General features: G+C 61.3%; 19 protein-coding genes and 1 tRNA gene. 10 read left to right on the forward strand and 10 right to left on the reverse strand.

Annotated elements, in window-relative coordinates:
* Positions 1-165 precede the first annotated feature (165 nt).
* The 3 genes from queE (at position 166) to AO356_RS18100 (ending at position 1,646) form a co-directional block, all read left to right on the forward strand.
* The gene (queE, locus tag AO356_RS18090; RefSeq protein ID WP_003205025.1) at positions 166-813 is read left to right on the forward strand and encodes a 7-carboxy-7-deazaguanine synthase QueE; all 648 of its coding nucleotides are present in this window, start codon (positions 166-168) and stop codon (positions 811-813) included.
* 19 nt (positions 814-832) lie between these two features.
* On the forward strand, positions 833-1,507 hold the full coding sequence (queC, locus tag AO356_RS18095) for a 7-cyano-7-deazaguanine synthase QueC (RefSeq protein WP_162491257.1): 675 nt from the start codon (positions 833-835) through the stop codon (positions 1,505-1,507).
* A gap of 63 nt (positions 1,508-1,570) precedes the next feature.
* Positions 1,571-1,646, forward strand: a tRNA-Lys gene (locus tag AO356_RS18100).
* A gap of 118 nt (positions 1,647-1,764) precedes the next feature.
* Here AO356_RS18100 and AO356_RS18105 read toward each other — a convergent pair.
* Positions 1,765-2,700, reverse strand: a complete 936-nt coding sequence (locus AO356_RS18105; RefSeq protein WP_060740903.1) for a LysR family transcriptional regulator — start codon at positions 2,698-2,700, stop codon at positions 1,765-1,767.
* A 172-nt stretch (positions 2,701-2,872) separates the two neighbouring features.
* On the opposite strand from AO356_RS18105, the gene AO356_RS18110 reads away from it, so the two are divergent.
* The 6 genes from AO356_RS18110 to AO356_RS18135 are packed head-to-tail and all read left to right on the forward strand — an operon-like array spanning position 2,873 to position 9,777.
* Positions 2,873-3,490, forward strand: coding sequence for a thermostable hemolysin (locus AO356_RS18110; RefSeq protein ID WP_060740904.1), 618 nt, complete (start codon positions 2,873-2,875; stop codon positions 3,488-3,490).
* The gene (locus tag AO356_RS18115; RefSeq protein ID WP_060740905.1) at positions 3,487-5,052 is read left to right on the forward strand and encodes an AMP-binding protein; all 1,566 of its coding nucleotides are present in this window, start codon (positions 3,487-3,489) and stop codon (positions 5,050-5,052) included. Before AO356_RS18110 ends, AO356_RS18115 begins: the two co-directional genes overlap by 4 nt.
* Positions 5,027-5,908: a TauD/TfdA family dioxygenase gene (locus tag AO356_RS18120; RefSeq protein WP_060740906.1), complete on the forward strand. Its 882-nt coding sequence runs from the start codon at positions 5,027-5,029 to the stop codon at positions 5,906-5,908. The genes AO356_RS18115 and AO356_RS18120 overlap by 26 nt, the downstream gene beginning before the upstream one ends.
* 8 nt (positions 5,909-5,916) lie before the next feature.
* The gene (locus AO356_RS18125) at positions 5,917-7,041 is read left to right on the forward strand and encodes an aminotransferase class III-fold pyridoxal phosphate-dependent enzyme (protein WP_060740907.1); all 1,125 of its coding nucleotides are present in this window, start codon (positions 5,917-5,919) and stop codon (positions 7,039-7,041) included.
* Positions 7,019-8,359: an aspartate aminotransferase family protein gene (locus tag AO356_RS18130; protein WP_060740908.1), complete on the forward strand. Its 1,341-nt coding sequence runs from the start codon at positions 7,019-7,021 to the stop codon at positions 8,357-8,359. Before AO356_RS18125 ends, AO356_RS18130 begins: the two co-directional genes overlap by 23 nt.
* Before the next feature lie 2 nt (positions 8,360-8,361).
* Positions 8,362-9,777 carry an amidase gene (locus AO356_RS18135; RefSeq protein WP_060740909.1) on the forward strand — a complete coding sequence of 472 codons (1,416 nt, stop codon included), beginning with the start codon at positions 8,362-8,364 and terminating at the stop codon, positions 9,775-9,777.
* A gap of 6 nt (positions 9,778-9,783) precedes the next feature.
* On the opposite strand, the gene AO356_RS18140 is transcribed toward AO356_RS18135, so the two are convergent.
* From AO356_RS18140 to AO356_RS18165, 6 genes are all read right to left on the reverse strand, one after another.
* Positions 9,784-10,695, reverse strand: coding sequence for a DMT family transporter (locus AO356_RS18140; protein WP_060740910.1), 912 nt, complete (start codon positions 10,693-10,695; stop codon positions 9,784-9,786).
* Positions 10,696-10,824: 129 nt separating this feature from the next.
* Positions 10,825-12,012, reverse strand: coding sequence for a cyanate transporter (locus tag AO356_RS18145; RefSeq protein ID WP_060740911.1), 1,188 nt, complete (start codon positions 12,010-12,012; stop codon positions 10,825-10,827).
* A 250-nt stretch (positions 12,013-12,262) separates the two neighbouring features.
* Positions 12,263-13,174, reverse strand: coding sequence for a copper homeostasis membrane protein CopD (copD, locus tag AO356_RS18150; RefSeq protein ID WP_060740912.1), 912 nt, complete (start codon positions 13,172-13,174; stop codon positions 12,263-12,265).
* Positions 13,175-13,178: 4 nt separating this feature from the next.
* Positions 13,179-13,556: a copper homeostasis periplasmic binding protein CopC gene (gene copC / locus AO356_RS18155; RefSeq protein ID WP_060740913.1), complete on the reverse strand. Its 378-nt coding sequence runs from the start codon at positions 13,554-13,556 to the stop codon at positions 13,179-13,181.
* 41 nt (positions 13,557-13,597) lie between these two features.
* Positions 13,598-14,500, reverse strand: a complete 903-nt coding sequence (locus AO356_RS18160; protein WP_060740914.1) for a copper resistance protein B — start codon at positions 14,498-14,500, stop codon at positions 13,598-13,600.
* 10 nt (positions 14,501-14,510) lie between these two features.
* Complete coding sequence (locus AO356_RS18165; RefSeq protein WP_060740915.1) at positions 14,511-16,319, reverse strand: copper resistance system multicopper oxidase; 1,809 nt, start codon at positions 16,317-16,319, stop codon at positions 14,511-14,513.
* A 307-nt stretch (positions 16,320-16,626) separates the two neighbouring features.
* Between AO356_RS18165 and nadA the strand changes: the two genes are divergently transcribed.
* Positions 16,627-17,685 (forward strand): quinolinate synthase NadA, encoded by a 1,059-nt coding sequence (gene nadA / locus AO356_RS18170; protein ID WP_003205010.1) that lies wholly within the window; start codon positions 16,627-16,629, stop codon positions 17,683-17,685.
* Positions 17,686-17,791: 106 nt separating this feature from the next.
* Here nadA and AO356_RS18175 read toward each other — a convergent pair whose 3' ends face one another.
* From AO356_RS18175 to gcvT, 3 genes are all read right to left on the reverse strand, one after another.
* Entirely contained in the window at positions 17,792-18,280 is a 489-nt protein-coding gene (locus AO356_RS18175) for an RDD family protein (RefSeq protein ID WP_060740916.1), read from the reverse strand.
* A 94-nt stretch (positions 18,281-18,374) separates the two neighbouring features.
* Positions 18,375-18,587, reverse strand: coding sequence for a cold-shock protein (locus AO356_RS18180; protein WP_003175786.1), 213 nt, complete (start codon positions 18,585-18,587; stop codon positions 18,375-18,377).
* Between the two features lie 395 nt (positions 18,588-18,982).
* A complete protein-coding gene (gcvT, locus tag AO356_RS18185) occupies positions 18,983-20,107 on the reverse strand; it encodes a glycine cleavage system aminomethyltransferase GcvT (protein WP_060740917.1) in 1,125 nt (374 codons plus the stop codon).
* Positions 20,108-20,114: the final 7 nt, after the last annotated feature.

Raw genomic sequence — 20,114 nt, forward strand, 5'->3', positions numbered from 1 at the left:
CCGGTTTGACCTGTTTTGAAGAAACCCGCGCCTGTCGCGGGTTTTTTCGTTAGAATTCACGCCCTTTTTATGAAACACGCTTTTTGGGATCTGCGCGTTGGCGGGGTTCCTTGAAGTGCCTGACGGAGGCGGACAGCCTGTTTAGCTGTTACGCCCGTGGCGACTATGCAAGACACATTGAGAATCACCGAAGTTTTTTACTCGTTGCAGGGTGAAACGCGAACGGCTGGGCTGCCCACGGTATTCGTGCGCCTCACCGGTTGTCCGTTGCGTTGCCAATACTGTGACAGCGCCTACGCCTTCAGTGGCGGCACCCTGCGAACCCTCGACGATATCCTGGAGCAAGTGGCCAGTTATCGTCCGCGTTATGTCTGTGTCACGGGCGGCGAGCCCTTGGCGCAACCCAACGCCATCCCCTTGCTCAAGCAGTTGTGTGATGCCGGTTACGAGGTTTCGCTGGAAACCAGCGGCGCCCTGGATATCTCGGCCGTCGACCCGCGCGTCAGCCGCGTCGTGGACTTGAAAACCCCAGGCTCGAAGGAAGCGCACCGCAACCGCTATGAGAATATCGAACTGCTGACGCCCAACGATCAGGTCAAGTTCGTGATCTGTTCGCGGGAGGATTACGACTGGGCCGTGTCCAAGTTGATCCAGTACGGGCTCGACCAGCGGGCCGGCGAAGTGCTGTTGTCGCCGAGTCATCACGATTTGAGCGCCCGGGATCTGGCGGATTGGGTGGTGGCGGATAACTTGCCGGTGCGCCTGCAACTGCAACTGCATAAATATCTTTGGAACGACGAGCCGGGGCGCTGAGATGACTGAACATTCGAACATGGCTGAAAAACGTGCGGTCATCCTGTTGTCCGGTGGCCTGGATTCGGCCACGGTCGTGGCCATGGCCCGTGCCGAAGGCTACCGCTGCTACACCATGAGTTTCGACTATGGCCAGCGCCACCGCGCTGAGTTGCACGCCGCGCAACGGGTTGCCCGGGACTTGGGCGTGGTGGAACACAAAGTGATCGGCCTGAACCTCAACGGCATCGGTGGCTCGGCCCTGACCGACAGCTCCATCGACGTGCCCGAGGCGCCTAGCGAGGGCATTCCGGTGACCTATGTGCCTGCGCGTAATACGGTGTTCCTGTCCCTGGCGTTGGGGTGGGCTGAAGTGCTGGGCGCCCGTGACATTTTCATTGGCGTCAATGCCGTGGATTATTCCGGCTACCCGGATTGCCGTCCTGAGTTCGTCGAAGCGTTCGAGCGCATGGCCAATCTGGCGACCAAGGCCGGCGTGGAAGGGCAGGGTTTCCGCATCCAGGCGCCGTTGCAGAATCTCAGCAAGGCCGACATCGTCAAGGCGGGCGTGAAGCTTGGCGTGGACTACGGGCTCACCGTTTCCTGCTATCAGGCCGACGATCAGGGCCGCGCTTGCGGCAAATGCGACAGCTGCCGCCTGCGTGCAGAAGGCTTCACTGCGGCGGGTGTGAGCGATCCAACCCGTTATTTTTGATTTATTTCAAATTAAGTGTTGAATAGTCCTTAGAAATCAGTATTATACGCGCCACCACACAGCGGGTCGTTAGCTCAGTTGGTAGAGCAGTTGGCTTTTAACCAATTGGTCGTAGGTTCGAATCCCACACGACCCACCATTTTTAGCTGTTTTAAAAGTCTGGAAGGCCCACGAAAGTGCGGATTTCCGGATTTTTTTTTGCCTGATGAAAAGTCAGAACCTGAACCGCTCGACGACTCGAGCGGTTCTCGGCGGATTTAAAGCAGGCCGTCCTCGGCACAAACCTTGATGATCTGTTCGCGAAACCAGCTGTTGGCGCTGTCCTGGCTCGGTTTTTCGCTCCACATCATGTCCAGCGTGAAGTTCGGTAGGCCTGCCGGTGGGCGACGATGGCTGAACGTGTTCTCGTCGCAGGTCAGCGCTTGGATGCGTCGAGGCAAGGTCAGGATGAAGTCGGTACCGGCGATCATGTTCAATGCCGCTACGTAGCTGTTGGCTCGAGCGACAATTTGGCGGTTATAGCCTTGCCGGGCGAGCCATCCATCGATCATGTTGGTGTCGGATGTCCAGGGTGTCGGAAAAACGTGCTGGCAGGCGACGAACGTTTCCAGGCTGAACGCCTCTTCCGACAATGTGAAGTTCTTATCGACTACACAAACCAGTTCATCTTCCAGTAGTACTTGCGAACGCAGTCCCTTGACGCCGCGATGGAAGTTCGGGCCGAAACAAATAACCAGATCGAAGCGACCCTCCATCAACTCATCGGCTGGAATATCCCTGTGAAACTTGGTGATATTAATGATGACCGGGAAGCGGCTGCCAATAAAGCGCTTGACCAGTTTGGGCAGGATGAGGAGTTCAAAGTATTCCGGTGCGCAGACATTGAAGGTTATCTCTTTCTGGGTCGGATCGAATGCCGGAATACCAGAGTGGCATGTGTTTATTATCTTGAGGATACTAAGTATGTGAGGGTACATGGCCGTGGCTTTGCTTGTCGGCAACATGCCACTACGGGTATTAACAAAAAGTTCATCTTCGAAGCTCGTACGCAGCTTCTTCAGGCAATAGCTTACGGTTGACTGGCTGACACACAGGGCTTCGGACACCTCGGTGACGCTGCTTTGCTCATACACCGCGACAAACACCATCAAGTCCTGCATATCCAGCTTTCTAAGCATATTACTATTGAGCATAAGATCCTTCTTTGGCGCATTCCGTTGGCTAGCATCCCCGGTTTTTATGACAGGAACGTTTATTTATATATTAGCGGAAGCATTTTATTTTTTAAATGGCCTGTAGGAAATTTCCCCAATATGCTCGCCTCGCTTTTTGTAGAAATCCTGTACATGGACGGAGGAGGACGATATGCAAATACGTGTCGCGGAAACTAAGACACCGTTATGGGTGCAAGCCACAGAAGTTGTAAGGGATAAATTTCGCAGTTCTTATTCGGCCTCGGTTGAACCGAATCCGCAGTACTTTGCGGTTACTCAGGATCCGGCGGATCGTATTCTTGCCTGCGCCGGTATTACTTTCGCCGATCACCGGATACTGTTTTCCGAGCAATACCTGACGCAACCCATCGACGAGATTTTGTCTCAGCGTTTCGAGAAAACCATCGAGCGCTCGAACATTGTCGAAATCGGCAACCTGGTCTCCCATCACCTGACGGCCGGAATGATTCTGGTCAACATGATTCCGTTGTTGGCCTGGTGCATGGGCGGGCATTACCTGTTGTGCACCGTGACACCTCGCGTCCGGCAAATGATGGAAAGTTGCCAGATCGATTTCGAGCCCCTGCTGACCGCAGACCCAACGCGCCTGGCCGACGACGGCGGCAAGAATTGGGGAAGCTATTACGCCAAGTTGCCCGTCACCGGTTTCATCCGGGTCGACCCGCAACGTTCACGGTTTGCCGCCATGACGCTCAATACTTCATTCACTCAACTGCCCGGCGATGTCATGGCGAGGGCGCAGCCATGAGCGGCGGGTTTATCACTCAGCTACAACGGGCGTTGCAAGACAATCGCCAGGCCGTCTGTGCGGTGGACTGGTTGGATTCAGGCACGGAGTCGGTGACGCTGACCTACGGCGAACTGGAGCACCGGGCCCTTAACCTGGCAGCCGAACTGCAGCGACGCTTCCCGGAGCCGGCCTATGGCGATCGTGTGGTGTTGGGGATCGCGACGCGCAACAGCAGCGACTGGCTGGTCGCCGACTTGGCCTGTCTGTTCGCCGGGATCACCGCGTTGCCGCTGCCGCTGGCGTTCAGCCAATCCCAGGCCGAACACCTGGCATCACGCTGCGATGGATTTCTGGTGGATGCGGCAGGGCAGCGAACGCTGGCGCAGCGCTGGAAGCTGAATTTTGCCGACAGTCGCCTGCGCCGCCTCAACGAGCCGGTGATCGAACAGCCTTTGCTGCGGCTGCCGGACGGCGAGGGTGAGTGGATCTGCAAGATCATTCACACCTCGGGCACCACCAGTCGGCCAAAGGGGGTGCGCCTGAGCAGCCAGGCAGTCGGCACGGTGCTCGCCTCGTTGCGCCAGAGCATGCCGGTCGGTGCTCATCGCCGTTACCTGTCGCTGGTGCCCCTGAGTCTGCTGCTTGAGCAAGTCACCGCCGCCTACCTGCCACTGTTGGCGGGCGGCACCGTGCATTTCCTGCCGCCGGACGAACCGTTGCTCGGCGAGCCAGGGGCGTCGGCACAGCGCCTGGTCGACTGGATCCTGCGAGTCCAGCCAACGGCCCTGACGGTGCCGCCGGTCATGATCAATCGTTTCCTGGAGCAAGTGAACGAAGGGGGCGAGCAGGGCGAGCGGCTGGCGCGTTACCTGCAATCGGGCGCCCATATCACCTGCGGCGGCGCGGCGGTGAGTATCGATGCCCTGCGTGGCTTGGCTGCGCAAGGCATCGAGGTATATCAGGGCTACGGGCTTTCGGAGAACGCGTCGGTGGTCAGTGTGAACACCTTCGAACAGCAACGTCTCGGCAGCGTTGGCAAGCCATTGCCCCATGTCCAGGTGCGCATCGGCGCCGACCAGACCATCGAGGTCAAGAGCAGCTCGCTGTTCAGCGGTTACTCAGGTACGGACCCGAGTGCCTGTTCCATGTCGGACGACGGCTGGATGGACACCGGTGACCTGGGCGCGCTGGATGCCGATGGCTACCTCTATGTGCACGGGCGCAAGAAGAACGTGATCTGCCTGCCCAATGGCCGCAACGTCAGCCCCGAGCAGGTTGAACTGGAGTATCGCAAATACCCCGGCGTGAGCGACGCCGCGGTGTTTTTCGATGAGCAGCACGGTCTGGTGGCGTTGCTGTGTGTCGAGTCGACACCGGCGCGCGATGAACTGCTCGCCTGGTCGGCGGGGCGCTTCTCTGATATCGAGCGCCCGAACCGGCTCTGGTTGTTGACCCAGGACGACCCGTTGCTCGAGCAACTCTACACCGTTACGGGGCGGCCGAAACGCGCCGATATCGCTACGACTTTTTCCACGCTGCAAAGGAATGCATCCAATGAGCACACCTGCCTTTCACTTTGAGAACCCGGACGTCTCCATCGTCGAGTCGCGCCACTTCGCCAGCCTGGGCAAGGCTGAGTTGTATGAGTTGCTGGGGCATTACGGCGTCGTACTGTTTCGCAACTGTATTCACAACGCCGAGGATTTCAGTGCCTACGTGAAGCAAAACAGTTCGCGGTTGAGCCTGGACCCAGCCCGGGTCATGGTCGGCGGCGCGGCGCAATTGGTGGACGCCGGGCGCCAGGCGGTTGGCCTGCACTGCGAAAATGGCAACTCACCGTTCTGGCCGGACATGACCTGGTTCTATTGCCAGGAAGCACCGCGCAAGGGTTCGCAAACCACCCTGTGCGATGGCGAACGGGTGCTGGAGAAACTGTCCCCAGGCTGCCGCACGTTCTTTGAAGAAAATCCGATTCGCTACAGCCGCACCGTGGCGGGGGAGAAATGGCGCCGGCTGGTCTGTCATTACTCGCCAACGTTGTCGGATCCGGCAGCCGTCGTGATCGAGGATCTGTTGCAGATCATCGGTGACGACCCGCAAACCCTGATTTCCTTCAACCCGGCCGATGACTCGATCCATTACGCCTTCAGTACGTCGGCGATCCTGACGTCCCCCTTCAGCCAGCGTCCGGCCTTTGCCAACAGCATTCTGGGGCCTTCCTTCAATTACGAGGCGCCGGTCATCGACACGGTGTCCGGGCAGCCGATCCCAGCCGGGTTCCTGGCTGAAATCGCTGAGGTTTCCGCCCAATACACCTACCCGGTTGGCTGGCGTGACCACGACATGGTGATGATCGATAACCGCCGGGTCATGCACGGTCGGGAAACCATCGTCGATGAGCGTCGACGCATTTTCAACGCCTTGAGCTATCGCTGAGAGAGTCCATGAAAAACAACAAACAGATTATCGGCGGGCAGTACGAGACCTACCTCGACGGCGAGGGTCGGCAGATCATTGACCTGACCGGCGGGTTTGGCTTCCAGGTGCCGCCCGTGATCGAGGCGGTCACTCGCCAGGCAGAGATCATGGGCCTGTCCAATCGGGTGCTGATGTCCGAACCGCTGATTGCCTTGTGCCGACGCCTGGCCGAGCTGCTGCCCGCCCCGCTGGCCAGCTCTTATGTGTGCAGCTCCGGCGACGAAGCGTTCGAGGGCGCCTTGAAGTTGTGCAAAGGGCTCAAGCCCAAGGGCAACACCATCGTGTTCATCCAGGGCGGCGACTACGGTTCGCTGACTTACGGACGCTGCCTCAATGCCGCGCAAGGTGACCTGGGTGTCCAGGCGTTCCTGGGGTTCAAGCGGGTGGCGATCCGTCACTTGGCTGACCTGGACACGGTGGACTGGAATGATTGCTTCGCGGTGTGCCACAGCAATACCCGCACGGATGCAAACGGCCGGTTGCAATTGCTCGATGCCGATTTGATCGAGCAATTGCATGCTCGCGCGGCAAAAGCGTCGGCACCGGTCATCGCGGTCGATACCCACAGTTGCCTTGGCAGCCTGGGTTCGCTGTTCGGCTTCCAGCGTTATCGTCCGATTCCGGACATCGTTGTACTCGGCGGCCCCTTGGGCGGCAGTGCAATTCCCATCGGCACCTATACCTGCAGCGAACACATGGCCTGGCAGGTCTATGGGCGCAGCAGCCCGGCCAAACACGGCAGCACCACTGCCGGTAATCCCATGGCCTGTGTGGCAGCCCTGGCCGCGCTGGATTACGTGCAAGCCCACGACTCGCCCCGGCACTGTCAGGAAAACGGCCAGTACCTGGCACAAGCCCTGGCGTCATTGGGGGCTGTGGCTGTCGGTGCCTGGGTCAGCTTGCCGCTGGCCGACGACCTGCAACCGGCCGTGCTGTGCGAGGCGCTTTACCAGCAGGGGGTCTATGTCAGTACGCCCCGTGGCCGCGAAGTGATTTTGCGCTGCCCGATCACTGCACGCCCCGAGCAGATCCAACGTGCCGCACTCATCATCAAGGAGACGTTAAGCCATGTCCTTACTCAGGCCGCATGAACAATTGCTGGACGATTGCCAGCGCCACTGGAGTGCGTCGGCGGCCAAGCTGTATCGCCTTGGCAAGACCACTGTCGAACAGCAGACCGATGGCATCCACGTCACTGACCACACGGGCAAGCGCTTCATCGACTGCGCGTGCAGCTACGGGGTGTTTATCGTCGGGCATCGCAACCCGATGGTGCGTGAGCGGGTGCAGGCGCAACTGAATCAACTGGCCTGGGTGCCGGAAGGCCGGCGCCATCCGCTGCAGGACACCTTGTCCGAGCGACTGTGCCAGTTGGTGCCGGGGGAGTGGGGCGACGTGCAATTCATGGTCTCGGGCGCCGAGGCCGTCGAGCAGAGCCTGCGCTATGTGCTGCGGATCCAGCCTAAACGGCGTGGCATCGTGGTGATGAGCGGCTCCTACCATGGCAAGACCCTGGCGGCGATGAGCATCCTGGGCCAGCAGCAGAACCATGGCAGCTATGGTATCGATCCTCCCGACGTGACCTGTGTGCCCTACGGTGATTTCGCCGCGTTGCAGAAGGCGGTGGGCGAAGGCGTGTGTGCGGTGTACGTCGAGCCGATTCTGGGCGGGGCTCATTTGCAGGTGCCGCCGGTGGGCTACATGGCCAACATCCGGGCCCTGTGCGACGCCACCGGCACCCTGTTGGTGGCCGATGAAATCCAGACCGGTTTCGGTCGCTGCGGCAAATGGTTCGCCGTGCAATACGATGACGTGGTGCCCGACATCATGATCCTTTCCAAGGGCTTGACCGGCGGCTATACCTCGTTTGCCTGTGCCATGTACAGCCAGCGCCTGGCCACCCAGTACCCCCTCAGTGATATCGAGCCGGATACGCGCACCAACGGCGGGCACCCGGTCGCATGCGCGTCGGCGCTCGCGGCCATCGATTACATCGAACAAAACAACCTGGTGGAGCTGTCCCGGGTCAACGGCGGCGTGTTGCGCCACGGCCTGCAACGGTTGGCCCTGCGCTATCCGCACATTGTCGAAGACGTCCCGGGCGTCGGCTTGATGACAGGCCTGCGTTTGCGTGGCTCAGTCTATGAAGCCTTGATGAGCATGGAATTGGGCAAGCGTGGCGTGCATGCCGGGCATTCGATGAATGAGAAGGCCGAACGCCCGGTGCTGCGCTTCTATCCGCCGTTGAATATCGAACCCGAAGCGTTGCGGCATGTGCTGGCGATGATCGAAGAGGCCCTGGAGGCCATCGACCAACGTCCGGCCCTGGCGGTGAAGGCGTTTTCCCTGGTGGTGCGCAATATGTATCAGTTGCCCAACAAGTGGTTGCGCAGCAAGGAGGCGTCGTGAGTATGTTCAACCCCGACACGCTGACGTTGCGGGAAATGGCCGGCCTGTTGCGCCGTGGTGTGCTGACCAGCGTGACGTTGCTGGAGTTCTACTTGCAGCGCATCGCCGAGCGTAACCGGCAGATCAATGCATTGATCCAACTGGCGCCGGTCGAGGACCTGCGGCGCCAGGCCCGAGAGGCCGACGAGATGGCGCGCATCGGCCAGATCAGCGGTCCGCTGCATGGCATCCCCATCACGGTCAAAGACGTCCTCCATGTTCGCGGATTCAAGATGTCCCGCGGCGTGGGGGAGCTGATGGGGGATGTCAGCCAGGAGGACGCGACGGCGGTCGCCCGACTTCGGCAGGCCGGCGCGATCATTCTGGGCATCAGCAATGTGCCGGAACTGTGCATGGCTTTCGAGACCGAGAACCTGATCTACGGGCGCACCCTCAACCCCCACGATCTGCTTCGCTCGGCGGGCGGCAGCAGTGGCGGTGAAGCGGCCGCCATCGCCGCCGGGTGTTCACCCGCGGGGCTGGCGTCCGATGCCTGCGGCAGTGTGCGGATCCCGGCGCACTTCAATGGCATCTGCGGCCTGAAACTGACCCAGGGACGGGTGCCGTTGACCGGCCAGTTTCCCAATGACCGTTCCGGGCTGTTTCACCTGACCTCGGCCTTTGGCGTGATGGGGCGCTATGTCGATGACCTGGCGCTGCTCGGGCCGCTGATCAGCGGTGCCGACGGCCATGACCCAGACACCGTCGATGTGCCGTTCGCCGCCAGCGAGCCCCTGGCCGACCTGCGTATCGCGCTGTTCTCGGCGTCGAGCCGAACCCCCGTCAGCGCGGCGGTGAGCCAGGTGTTGCAGCAGGTCGAACGGTGCTTGAGCCCCGTGGTGACGCAGGTGAGCGAGGTCGCGCCGCCGATGCTCGACGAAGCCTGCGATGTCCTGTGGCGGGTGTTCATTACGGGCGCCGACGCCGGACGCGGCTGGCGGCGTTTGTTCGAGTCCATGAACAAGCGCAGCTTTACCCCGGCGATCGCTCAGTTGCTGGACATGAGCGAGGCCGTGGAATTGAGCGTGGATGAAGTCAAGCGCGACTGGATCATGATCGATACCTTCCGCTATCAGTTGGCGAAGTTCTTCAAGCAGCACGATCTGTTCATCTGTCCGGTCTTCCCGGATGTCGCGTTCCGCCATGGGGCGTCCCTGGAGGACCGCGATCAGTATGCCTTCGTGTTCCCGTTCAGTCTCAGCGGCTCACCCGCGGTGGTGATCCGCGCCGGCGTCGACCCGTCCACCGGGATGCCCATCGGCATTCAGATTGTCGGGCCTCACTGGCAAGAGGAACGGTTGTTGGCGGTGGCCGCTTTCCTTGAACGGGAACTGGAGCGCTGGAGCCCGGTTGCGCCTCGCCCGGTATCGACGTACTGAGGGGGCTCAAGCCGTAACGGTTCTGGCGTTACGGCTGCTGACCACCAGTGCCAGCATGCCGCCTCCCACCAGCGCAGCGCCGATGATCTCGATCATCATCGGTTGCTGCCTGAGCCAGAACCAATTCAGCAGGGTGACGAACAGGGTGTTGAGGTAAACGTAGGAAATCACCGTGGAGGGCGAGATCACCCCGATTGCCCGGTGCAGCAACCAGAACGTGGCGAGGGTGCCGAACAAGGCCAGGTACACCAGCCAGCCGATGTCCAGCGTCGACAACTGCAGGCCGCTGCGCCATCCGCCACTGATCAGGCAGAACACCAGCAGGAACAGCGAACCGAACAGCATGTTCCAGAACGTCATCGCCACCGGATCGCGGCCCTGCAACGCTGTTGCCTTGAAGCGTTGGCTCAGCGGCGAATACAACGCCATCGCCAGGCAACCGGCACCGAACACCAGCACCGGATAGAGCGCCGGCATTTGCCCCGGGGCCGAGCCCTTGAGCGTCAGCAACACGGCGCCGACTGCCGCCACCAACATGGGCAGCAGGCGGGTCTTGAGGCTGGGACTGGGCAGCAGGAATACCTCGAAAAACAAAGTCATCAAGGGCACCAGCGTGTACAGCGTCGCGGTGTTGACCGCCGAGGTGTAGCGCAGCGCTTCGAACAACGAACCAAAGTAAGTCGCCAACAGCAGGCCGAGCACGGCGTGGGCCAGCAGACCCCTGATGGAAATGGGCGAGGTGTTTTTCAGGAGCAGCAGCGGCAGGAACATCAGCGCGGAAAACAGCAGCCGCAGACCCGTGAGCAGGATCGGGTCGATCGTCTGGCTGACCTGGGCCGCGGCAAAGAACGACGAGGCGATCAGCATTGCCCAAATGAGCATGCCCCAGTGAGCGGCGGCAAAACCGACGTTTTTCATCAAGGTCTTATTCCTGTGTTGCGGATCGGAACGTCATGATGGACAAAACGGTCTGCCGTCATGGGTGAATTGTCAAAACCGGGGCTGCATCGAATGCAGCCCCGGGCGCGAGCGGCCGGTCTTCGTCGACTAGCTGATATGCCGCGCGTATTGCTTGGGATTGAAGCGCAGGACCATCAGGAGCATCAATGCCATGACGGCGGTGAGCGACCACCAGGCCCATTCGAAGCTGCCCAACTGATCGCGGATCATCCCGGCAATCAAGGGCGAGAGCCCGGCGATCAGGTAGCCGATGCCTTGCACGAACGCGGTCAGGCCACCGGCCCGTCGCGGGTTGTCCAAGTGGTCGAGGGACACGATCAAACTCATTGGGAACAGGCCACCGATGCCCAGGCCCAGCAGGCAAGGCCACAACAGGCTGAAGTGTTCCGGGCTGAGGATCAGGCCGCAGAAGCCGCCCATGATCAGCACCAGCAACACGGCGAGGACCACGCGTTTATCCTGGCTGCGGTTGGCAATCGCCGGGGTGACGAGGCCGGACAGCACTTCCATGGCCGTGAGGAACCCCAGCAGCAGGCCCGCGTGTTGTTCACTCCAACCCTTTTCCACGTAGTACGGGGCCAGCCAGGCCAGTACGCAGGTGTAGGAGGCGGTGCCCAGGCCGAAGAAAATCGCCAGCAACCAAGCCCGGGAATTGCTGAAGAATGACTCTTGCTGCCGGACAGGGGCTTCGGGCAACGGTGTCACGGCTGAGCGCTGGGCATACCAGCAACCCAGGGCGACTAACGCCAACAGCGCCCAGATCGCCAGGCCGATGCGCCAGCTGCCGGTCTGCGCCAGGACAAACGGCGAAAACGACGCGGCAAGCGCCGCGCCGCCCATGATCGACGTGACATACAGGCCCATGAACAGCGAGACGTTGTCGGCGTAGCGCGACTTGATCAGCGCTGGCATCACCGCCTGGATCAGCGCGATGCCGAGTCCGGCTAGCACCGCGCTGATGATCAGCTCGGCGGCGCTGTCCAGGTACAAGCGCGATGCGGTGGCGATACCGATGATCAGCAGCGACAGGACAATGGTGCGGTGCTCACCGATGCGCAGGGCGATGCGCATGCCCAGGAACATCGCCAGGCCCATGGCCATGACCGGCAACATGGTCAGCAGCGAGGCCGTGCTGAAGCTCAGGGGGACCTCGCCGCGAATGGCTGACAGCAACGGCCCGACCGCGGCCATCGAGGGCCGCAGGTTCAGCGCCACCAACACGATGCTGACCATCAGCCAGACGGCGTGGGTGCTTGATGTTCGAACGTTTTCCATAACAGAGCCTTGGTTAACAAAGCGTCATTTAGGCTGGGGTGGCCTGGTATGGGCAAACTGAAAACTGGCGGGGGGTATTGAAAAATTAAATGCGGCGCGCAATCAGTCAAGATCCAGGGCTTTTGTGGCGAGGGAGCTTGCTCCCGCTGGGGCGCGTAGCGGCCCCTTGCGGTGTGTCAGGCAAAACCAGGGGGCTGCTTCGCAACCCAGCGGGAGCAAGCTCCCTCGCCACACTGTAGTTCACTACCCCTTATTCCATCGCCGGGCTCAGCGTGCCCAGCCAGGCCACCAACCCCAGGATGACCACCGCCACGGCGAACTCCAGCACCATGCTGCGCCGCAGGGCCTTCACCGCAACCTCGTGCTCGCCGCTCTGTCGGGCTTGTTCCAGCAGCGGGCTCAGGTGAAAACGGTTCAACGCGGCGAACACCAGCATGGCCGCGAACAAGATGAGTTTGAGCGCTAGCAACTGACCATAGGTGCTGTCCAGCAGCCCTTCGACACTCGGGCCGACGATGAACAGATAATTGGCCACCCCTGTCACGCTGATGACCACCACGATCACCGCCCCGGCGGTTTCGAACCCGGTCAATGTCCGGGCCAGCACCGCCAACGCAGGTTCGGCCTGGCGAAGCAGCAGGGCAAACGCGGCCAAGGCACCGACCCAGCCACCTGCCGCCCACAGGTGCAGGAAGTCGGTGATGAAGTGCCAGTTGCGACGGCTGCCTTCGTCCATGGCGCCGTGACCTGCCCAAGCCAGTGTCGCCAGCGCTACGGCCCCGGCCAGTGTGACCAGGCCGAGGCTGGCGCTCGGCCAACGGTGATTGAGCGTCACGGCGAAACCGGCCAGCAGCAGCGCCGCCATGCGCACTGTCCAACTCAAGCCGACATCGGTTTGCACGACCATCATTTCAAGGTGCGGCCACAGTTCGGCCCACGCCGAAACACCGCTCATGGCCCAGGCCATGCACGCCATGGCCGCCAGGGAGAGCAAGCCCCCCAGCAGCGCCGTGGTCAGCAGCAGCGGTGCGAAAGGCAACTGCATCCCCGAGACCCGCTCCTGGCCTCGCAGGCTATAAAGGCCAAACGCAGCGAGGCCAAACAGCAACATCAGATCCAGGTACAAGGCAAAGCGCAGCGCGATGTTGATCGAATCGCTCATCAACTCACTTCACCTTGAACGTGACATTGCCGGTGATCGGGTGAGTGTCGGACGACACCGCGCGCCACTGGACTTGGTAAGTGCCGGTGGCAAGCGGGGCATTCGGCGTGATGACCATGGTTTTCGGATCATCGCTGCCGGACACCTTGGCCGGCATGGGCATCGGCGAATGCGCCGCCATGCCCGGCATCGCGGTCATCATCAGCTTGGCGCCGGAAAACTGGGTCATCAGGTTTTCGGAAAAATGCAGCTCGATCTTCGCCGGCGCCGCCCCTTCGGCGCCTTCTGCCGGGGAGGAGGACAGCAGTTTCGGATGGGCCTGGGCCAGGCCACTGAGCAACAGGCCGGCGGACAAGGCGACGGCGGTTTTGATGAATGACATGCAAGGACTCCTAGCTCGATTTTTAGTTTTAGTGAAACAGATCAGAACCACAGGCGCAGGCCCAGCACCAGGCGCGCTTCGCTGCGGTCTTCGCCTTCTTCCCGGGCGTAGTCGGCGGTGTTGCCGTAGACCCGATTCCAGGTGACGCCAATGTAGGGCGCGAATTCGCGGCGTATTTCATAGCGCAGCCGCAGGCCGAGCTCGGTGTCCGACAGCCCCGAGCCGACGCCACGGGCGGGATCGTTCTTGCCATAGAAGTTGGCTTCGGCGGTGGGCTGCAGGATCAGGCGGTTGGTCAGCAAGATGTCATAGTCGCCCTCCAGGCGCGCCGCGCTCTGGCCACCTTCGCCGATGAACGCGGTGGCCTCGGCTTCGAAGTTGTAGAGCGCCATGCCTTGCACACCGAAGGCGGCCCAGGTTTGCGGATCGCCTGGCTTGAAGTCCTGGCGCACGCCGGCCACCAGGTCCCACCAGGGGCTGACGGCGTGGCCCCACAGGGCCTGCAATTCGGCTTCTTCGGTCTTGCCGTTGAGGCGTTCACCTTCGGAGCGCAGCCACAAACGGTCGATGTCGCCGCCGATCCAGCCCGATGCATCCCAGCTCAGGGCGCTGCCGTCATCGGCGTCCTGCCATTCCAGTTGGTCGATGAGGAAAAACGAATGGATGGCGCTGTCATGCACCGCGTGCCCGCCATGATCTTCGTAGACAGCGGCGCGGTCGGCGGCGGTCAGTGCCGGGATCGGTGTGCGGCTGCTGGTCGGCGCTGATTGCATGGGTTCCATGCCCTGCATTGAGTCCATGCCTTGCATCTGGCTGTGGTCCATTCCCGGCATCTGGCTGTGATCCATGCCGGGCATGTCGTTGCTGGCCGCCCAGGTCGAGGTGGTGGCGCTGAAGGCCAGGCTGGCAATGAGTGCCATGGAGTAGTGAAAAACAGTGGTCATGGTCGGCTCCTCATTCCTGCACCCGAACTTCACGGAACATGCCCATCTCCATGTGAAACAGCAGATGGCAGTGATACGCCCAGCGCCCGAGGGCATCGGCGGTGACCCGGTAGCTGCGCCTGGCGCCCGGTGGCACGTCGATGGTGTGCTTGCGGACCATGAATTGGTTGTTCTCATCCTCCAGGTCGCTCCACATGCCGTGCAGGTGGATGGGGTGGGTCATCATGGTGTCGTTGATCAGCACGATGCGCAGTCGCTCGCCGTACTTGAGCAGCAGCGGCGCGGCGTCGGCGAACTTCACGCCGTTGAACGACCAGACGAATTTCTCCATGTGCCCGGTCAGGTGCAGCTCGATCGTGCGGCCCGGCTCGCGGCCGTCGGGGTCGGGAAAGGTGCTGCGCAGGTCGGAGTAGGTCAGCACTTTGCGGCCGTTGTCCCGCAGCCCCATGCCCGGGTCATCGAGCTTGGGTTTGACGCTCATGGCCTGCATGTCCACCAGGGGATTGTCTTTCTCGGTGTCGGGGTGCGCGAGCATGCTGTCCATGCCCTGCATGGCACCGTGATCCATGCCGGCCATGTCGCCCATGCCCTGCATCTGGCTGTGATCCATGCCTTGCATCGAGCTGTCGTCCATTCCCGCCATGCCCTGCATCGAGCCGTGGTCCATGCCGTTCATTTGCCCCATGCCGCCGTGGTCCATGCCACCCATGCCCATGTCGTCCATGGTCACCAGGGGCCGAGGGTCCAGGGGCGGTACCGGTGCCGACAATCCGGCCCTGGTCGCGAGGGTGCCGCGGGCATACCCGGTGCGGTCCATGGACTGGGCGAACAGGGTGTAGGCCTCTTGGGTCGGTTCGATGATGACGTCATAGGTTTCGGCCACGGCGATCCGGAACTCATCGACGCTCACCGGTTTGACGTATTGGCCGTCGGACGCCACCACTGTCATCTTCAAGCCGGGAATGCGCACGTCGAAATAGCTCATGGACGAACCGTTGATAAAGCGCAGGCGAAGGCGCTCGCCAGGCTTGAACAGGCCGGTCCAGTTCATGTCCGGTGCCTGGCCGTTCATGAGGTAGGTGTAGGTGGCGCCACTGACGTCGGCCAGGTCTGTGGGGTTCATCTTCATCTCGGCCCACATCTTGCGGTCGGCCACGGTGCTGGCCCAGCCGTTCTTGCCCACGTCGTCGATGAAGTCGCCGACGGTGCGTTTGTTGTAGTTGTAGTAGTCCGATTGCTTCTTGAGCTTGCGCAGGATGTTGGCGGGGTCTTCATCGGTCCAGTCGGTGAGCATCACCACATAGTCCCGTTCGTACTGGAAGGGCTCGGGCTCCCTGGCGTCAATCACCAGCGGGCCGTAGACCCCGGATTGCTCCTGGAAACCGGAATGGCTGTGGTACCAGTAGGTGCCGTTCTGCCGGACCTTGAATTGATACACGTACAGGCCGCCGGGCTCGATGCCTTTGAAACTCAACCCCGGAACACCGTCCATGTTGGCCGGCAGCAGGATGCCGTGCCAGTGGATGGAGGTGGTGTCCTGCAAGCGATTGCGCACCCGCAGGGTCACGGTGTCGCCTTCACGCCAGCGCAGCAGCGGGCCGGGGATGCCGCCGTTGATGGTCTGGGCGGTGCGGGGGTTGCCGGTGAAATTGACCGGGCTTTCGCCGATGAACAGGTCGAACTCGGTACCGCTCAGCACGTTGGGCTGGCCCGGGCCGGTGACTGCCCAGACGGGCGCGCGCCACAAACCCAAGCCGCCGAGGATGCCGCCGGCAGTCAGGCCCTTTACGAAGGTTCGCCGGGAAGTTTTTGTTTGCATGCGATGAGAGTCCGTCAGTCGATTCGCTGCGTGCATGGGAGGTGGTCTCCCTGTGCAGGTTTGAGCGAAAGATGACACAGGCGGACGAGGCGAGTGATTACATTTCAGTCAGCTTGGCCGGGCGCGAAGTCGCCTGGCGGGGCACAGGTCAGAATGATCTTTTGCATCGGCGGGATATTCTGTAGCCTTGCCGGCTTCACGCTGTCCCGTGCCTGATTGATACCCACTTTCCCGGCGGTACCCGAGTGGTCCGGAGCCGGGTGTATACTCGACTTTCGCGCTAAACGCGCTTGCAGGTCTTGCGAACATGACGCAAATTTCCGAACGCCTTCTGGTCCAGGCCCACCTCGACGCCAAGCAGCCCAAGCCGCTGACCGCCGAGCAGGAAGCCTGGTACCGCGCCGCCATCGCCGCCGAGCTCAAGGCTCAGGACGCGGTACTGGTCGCGCACTTCTACTGTGACCCGATCATCCAGGCCCTGGCCGAAGAGACCGGTGGCTGCGTGTCCGACTCCTTGGAAATGGCCCGCTTCGGCAATGCCCACCCGGCCAAGACCGTGGTGGTGGCCGGGGTCAAGTTCATGGGCGAGACCGCCAAGATTCTCAACCCCGAGAAACGCGTGCTGATGCCCACCCTGGAGGCCACCTGCTCCCTGGACCTGGGCTGCCCGGTGGACGAGTTCTCGGCGTTCTGCGACCAGCATCCGGAGCGCACCGTGGTGGTTTATGCCAACACCTCGGCGGCGGTCAAGGCCCGGGCCGACTGGGTGGTGACGTCCAGTTGCGCGTTGGAAATCGTCGAGAGCCTGATGGACAACGGCGAGACGATCATCTGGGGGCCGGACAAGCACCTGGGCACTTACATCCAGCGCAAGACCGGCGCCGACATGTTGCTCTGGGACGGTGCCTGCATCGTCCACGAAGAGTTCAAGTCCAAGCAGTTGGAGGACATGAAGGCGCTGTACCCGGATGCTGCGATCCTGGTGCACCCGGAGTCGCCGACGTCGGTGATCGAGCTGGCGGATGCCGTGGGCTCCACCAGCCAGTTGATCGCCGCGGCCCAGACCCTGCCGAACAAGACGCTGATCGTCGCCACCGACCGGGGTATTTTCTACAAGATGCAGCAGCTGTGCCCGGACAAGGTCTTCATCGAAGCCCCTACCGCCGGTAACGGCGCGGCGTGCCGCAGTTGCGCGCACTGCCCATGGATGGCCATGAACACCCTGGAGCGCACGCTCAAGAGCTTGCAGGAAGGTGCCAACGAGATCTTCGTCGACCCGGCGCTGATCCCCCAGGCGATTCGCCCGCTCAAGCGCATGCTGGACTTCACCCAGGCGGCGCGGATGAAGCTGGCGGGCAATGCCTGATCGTTGGGAGGCTGATGGTCTTTGAACGTTAGGGGCTTGAGGCCTTAAAGCTTTTTGTGGCGAGGGAGCAAGCTCCCTCGCCACAAGGCTGTCTTGCAGTCGGGAATTACTTGGTCTTCTTGGGAATTCGCACCAGCTGCGTTTCCGAGTAGATGTCATGCCAACTGCGCTGGCGCTTGTCGAACAGCGCCCAGATGAACCCCAACCCCACCAGCAGCAGTGATGCAATCGACACCACGAACCGCAACAGCGCCTGCCACAGGCTGATGGCCGTGCCATCGGCGTTCTGTACGCGGATGCACCACACTTGCATGCCCAGGGTCTGGCCGTTGTGGGTCCAGAACTTGGCGAAGAAGCCGAACAGCACGAACAGCAGCACGGTGGACAGCAGCGGGTCGCCGTCCAGCGCACCGGCTTCGGTCAGGGCGCGCATTTTTTCTTCGCCGATGATCGCCATCTGGATCATCTTGTAGGCACCGCTGGTGACGATCAGCAGCGCTGTGCACAGCAAAAAGTCATAAAACATCGCCGCCAGGCGACGGCCCAGGCCGGCGGGGGGAAAGTCGCCCTGGGGCGTGAGCAGGTGTTTCGGCATGACGGCCTCGGCTGAAAAAAGAAGCCATTTTACGGATTTACGCCCATAAAAAAGCCCCTGATATCAATCAGGGGCTTTTTAGTGTGCGAAAGCCTCAGGCTTCGGCTTGAACCTCGTCAGCCTGCATGCCTTTCTGGCCTTGCACGGCAACGAAAGTGACTTTCTGGCCTTCTTTCAGGCTCTTGAAGCCGTTGCCTTGGATGGCGCGGAAATGCACGAACAGGTCCGGACCGCTTTCAGGCGTGATAAAACCAAAACCCTTTTCGTCGTTGAACCACTTGACGGTACCGCTCTGACGTTGAGACATTTTCTTATTTCCTTTGACGCTAAAATTGATGACAGCCTCTTTCACATGAAAGAGTACTGGGCTGGGTTGCAGGAAAGTAAGAGACGTCGAACGGGATGTAGCGAACTTCATAAGCTACTGCCCAGGTCACGATTCCAAGCGACCCATGCAAACACAGTGACCAAACTCTACGCCAACTTCGAATAAAAAAACAACCCCCTCGGAAGGCCCCGTATTTGCTCAGCTTGCCCGCATTTACGCCGCTTGCGGAGCAGGGCTTATTCGATAGGCTAGTTCAATTGTTTACGATCGTTATAAGGTCGGTTGAATGTCTAAAGATATGCACCTTTTTATGGCGGTTGCGTGACACATTAGTGCACGTATAACGCAACCGCGTTACTTATAGAAACAACCAATCAGCCGCGGTAGTAGCGCTGTGGAACGAATGGCATTTTGCTTACAAGCAAAGGCACCCTTTTCCCACGCACGATGGCCCAGACCGGCGTATCCAGTGCCACATAGGCGCTGTCCAGGTAACCCATCGCCAGCGGAGCGCCCAGGGTCGGGCCGAAACCGCCGCTGCACACAGAACCGATGATCTCGCCGGCGTCGTTGACGATCTCCGCGCCTTCACGCACGGGTGTGCGTTCCTGGGGCAGCAGGCCGACGCGTTTGCGCTTCACGCCGCCCTGTTGTTGGGCGAACACGCTCTCGGCGCCGGGGAAACCACCGGCGCGGCCGCCATCGGCACGGCGCACTTTGGAAATGGCCCACAGCAGGCTGGCTTCGATCGGCGTCGTCTCGGTGTTCATGTCGTGGCCATACAGGCACAGGCCGGCTTCCAGGCGCAGGGAGTCACGGGCACCGAGGCCGATGGCCGCGACTTCCGGCTCGGCCAGCAAGGCGCGGGCGAGTTTTTCCGCGTCGGCGGCGGGTACGGAAATTTCGAAACCGTCTTCACCGGTGTAGCCCGAACGGCTGACAAAGCAATCCACGCCCAACAGCGTGACGCGCTGGAACTGCATGAAGGTCATCTTTGCCACGTCCGGCGCCAGGCGGGCGAGCACGGTGACGGCGGCCGGACCTTGCAGGGCAAGCAGGGCGCGGGCCTCGAACAGCGGCTCGATGTTGCACTGATCGCCAATGTGCGCACGCAGGTGGGCCAGGTCCTGATCCTTGCAGGCGGCGTTGACCACCAGGAACAGTTCGTCATTGCCCAGGTTGGCGACCATCAGGTCGTCAAGGATGCCGCCGTTGTCGTTGGTGAACATGGCGTAGCGCTGCATGCCCACCGGCAGGTCGATGATGTCCACTGGTACCAGGGTTTCCAGGGCCTTGGCGGCGCCTGCGCCGCTCAGGCGGATCTGGCCCATGTGGGACACGTCGAACAGCCCGGCCTGATCGCGGGTGTGCTGGTGTTCCTTCATCACGCCCAGTGGGTACTGCACCGGCATGTCGTAGCCGGCGAACGGCACCATGCGGGCGCCGAGTTCGAGGTGCAGGGCGTGCAGCGGGGTTTTCAACAGTTGTTCGGTGGACATATCAGCT

This window comes from Pseudomonas fluorescens (assembly GCF_001307275.1).
GTDB lineage: Bacteria > Pseudomonadota > Gammaproteobacteria > Pseudomonadales > Pseudomonadaceae > Aquipseudomonas > Aquipseudomonas fluorescens_AA.

Excerpts from the sequence above, each read along its gene's own strand:
- queE (WP_003205025.1), top strand. The coding sequence starts at position 166 with ATGCAAGACACATTGAGAATCACCGAAGTTTTTTACTCGTTGCAGGGT.
- queC (WP_162491257.1), top strand. The coding sequence starts at position 833 with ATGGCTGAAAAACGTGCGGTCATCCTGTTGTCCGGTGGCCTGGATTCG.
- AO356_RS18105 (WP_060740903.1), bottom strand. The coding sequence starts at position 2,700 with ATGCTCAATAGTAATATGCTTAGAAAGCTGGATATGCAGGACTTGATG.
- AO356_RS18110 (WP_060740904.1), top strand. The coding sequence starts at position 2,873 with ATGCAAATACGTGTCGCGGAAACTAAGACACCGTTATGGGTGCAAGCC.
- AO356_RS18115 (WP_060740905.1), top strand. The coding sequence starts at position 3,487 with ATGAGCGGCGGGTTTATCACTCAGCTACAACGGGCGTTGCAAGACAAT.
- AO356_RS18120 (WP_060740906.1), top strand. The coding sequence starts at position 5,027 with ATGAGCACACCTGCCTTTCACTTTGAGAACCCGGACGTCTCCATCGTC.
- AO356_RS18125 (WP_060740907.1), top strand. The coding sequence starts at position 5,917 with ATGAAAAACAACAAACAGATTATCGGCGGGCAGTACGAGACCTACCTC.
- AO356_RS18130 (WP_060740908.1), top strand. The coding sequence starts at position 7,019 with ATGTCCTTACTCAGGCCGCATGAACAATTGCTGGACGATTGCCAGCGC.
- AO356_RS18135 (WP_060740909.1), top strand. The coding sequence starts at position 8,362 with ATGTTCAACCCCGACACGCTGACGTTGCGGGAAATGGCCGGCCTGTTG.
- AO356_RS18140 (WP_060740910.1), bottom strand. The coding sequence starts at position 10,695 with ATGAAAAACGTCGGTTTTGCCGCCGCTCACTGGGGCATGCTCATTTGG.
- AO356_RS18145 (WP_060740911.1), bottom strand. The coding sequence starts at position 12,012 with ATGGAAAACGTTCGAACATCAAGCACCCACGCCGTCTGGCTGATGGTC.
- copD (WP_060740912.1), bottom strand. The coding sequence starts at position 13,174 with ATGAGCGATTCGATCAACATCGCGCTGCGCTTTGCCTTGTACCTGGAT.
- copC (WP_060740913.1), bottom strand. The coding sequence starts at position 13,556 with ATGTCATTCATCAAAACCGCCGTCGCCTTGTCCGCCGGCCTGTTGCTC.
- AO356_RS18160 (WP_060740914.1), bottom strand. The coding sequence starts at position 14,500 with ATGACCACTGTTTTTCACTACTCCATGGCACTCATTGCCAGCCTGGCC.
- AO356_RS18165 (WP_060740915.1), bottom strand. The coding sequence starts at position 16,319 with ATGCAAACAAAAACTTCCCGGCGAACCTTCGTAAAGGGCCTGACTGCC.
- nadA (WP_003205010.1), top strand. The coding sequence starts at position 16,627 with ATGACGCAAATTTCCGAACGCCTTCTGGTCCAGGCCCACCTCGACGCC.
- AO356_RS18175 (WP_060740916.1), bottom strand. The coding sequence starts at position 18,280 with ATGCCGAAACACCTGCTCACGCCCCAGGGCGACTTTCCCCCCGCCGGC.
- AO356_RS18180 (WP_003175786.1), bottom strand. The coding sequence starts at position 18,587 with ATGTCTCAACGTCAGAGCGGTACCGTCAAGTGGTTCAACGACGAAAAG.
- gcvT (WP_060740917.1), bottom strand. The coding sequence starts at position 20,107 with ATGTCCACCGAACAACTGTTGAAAACCCCGCTGCACGCCCTGCACCTC.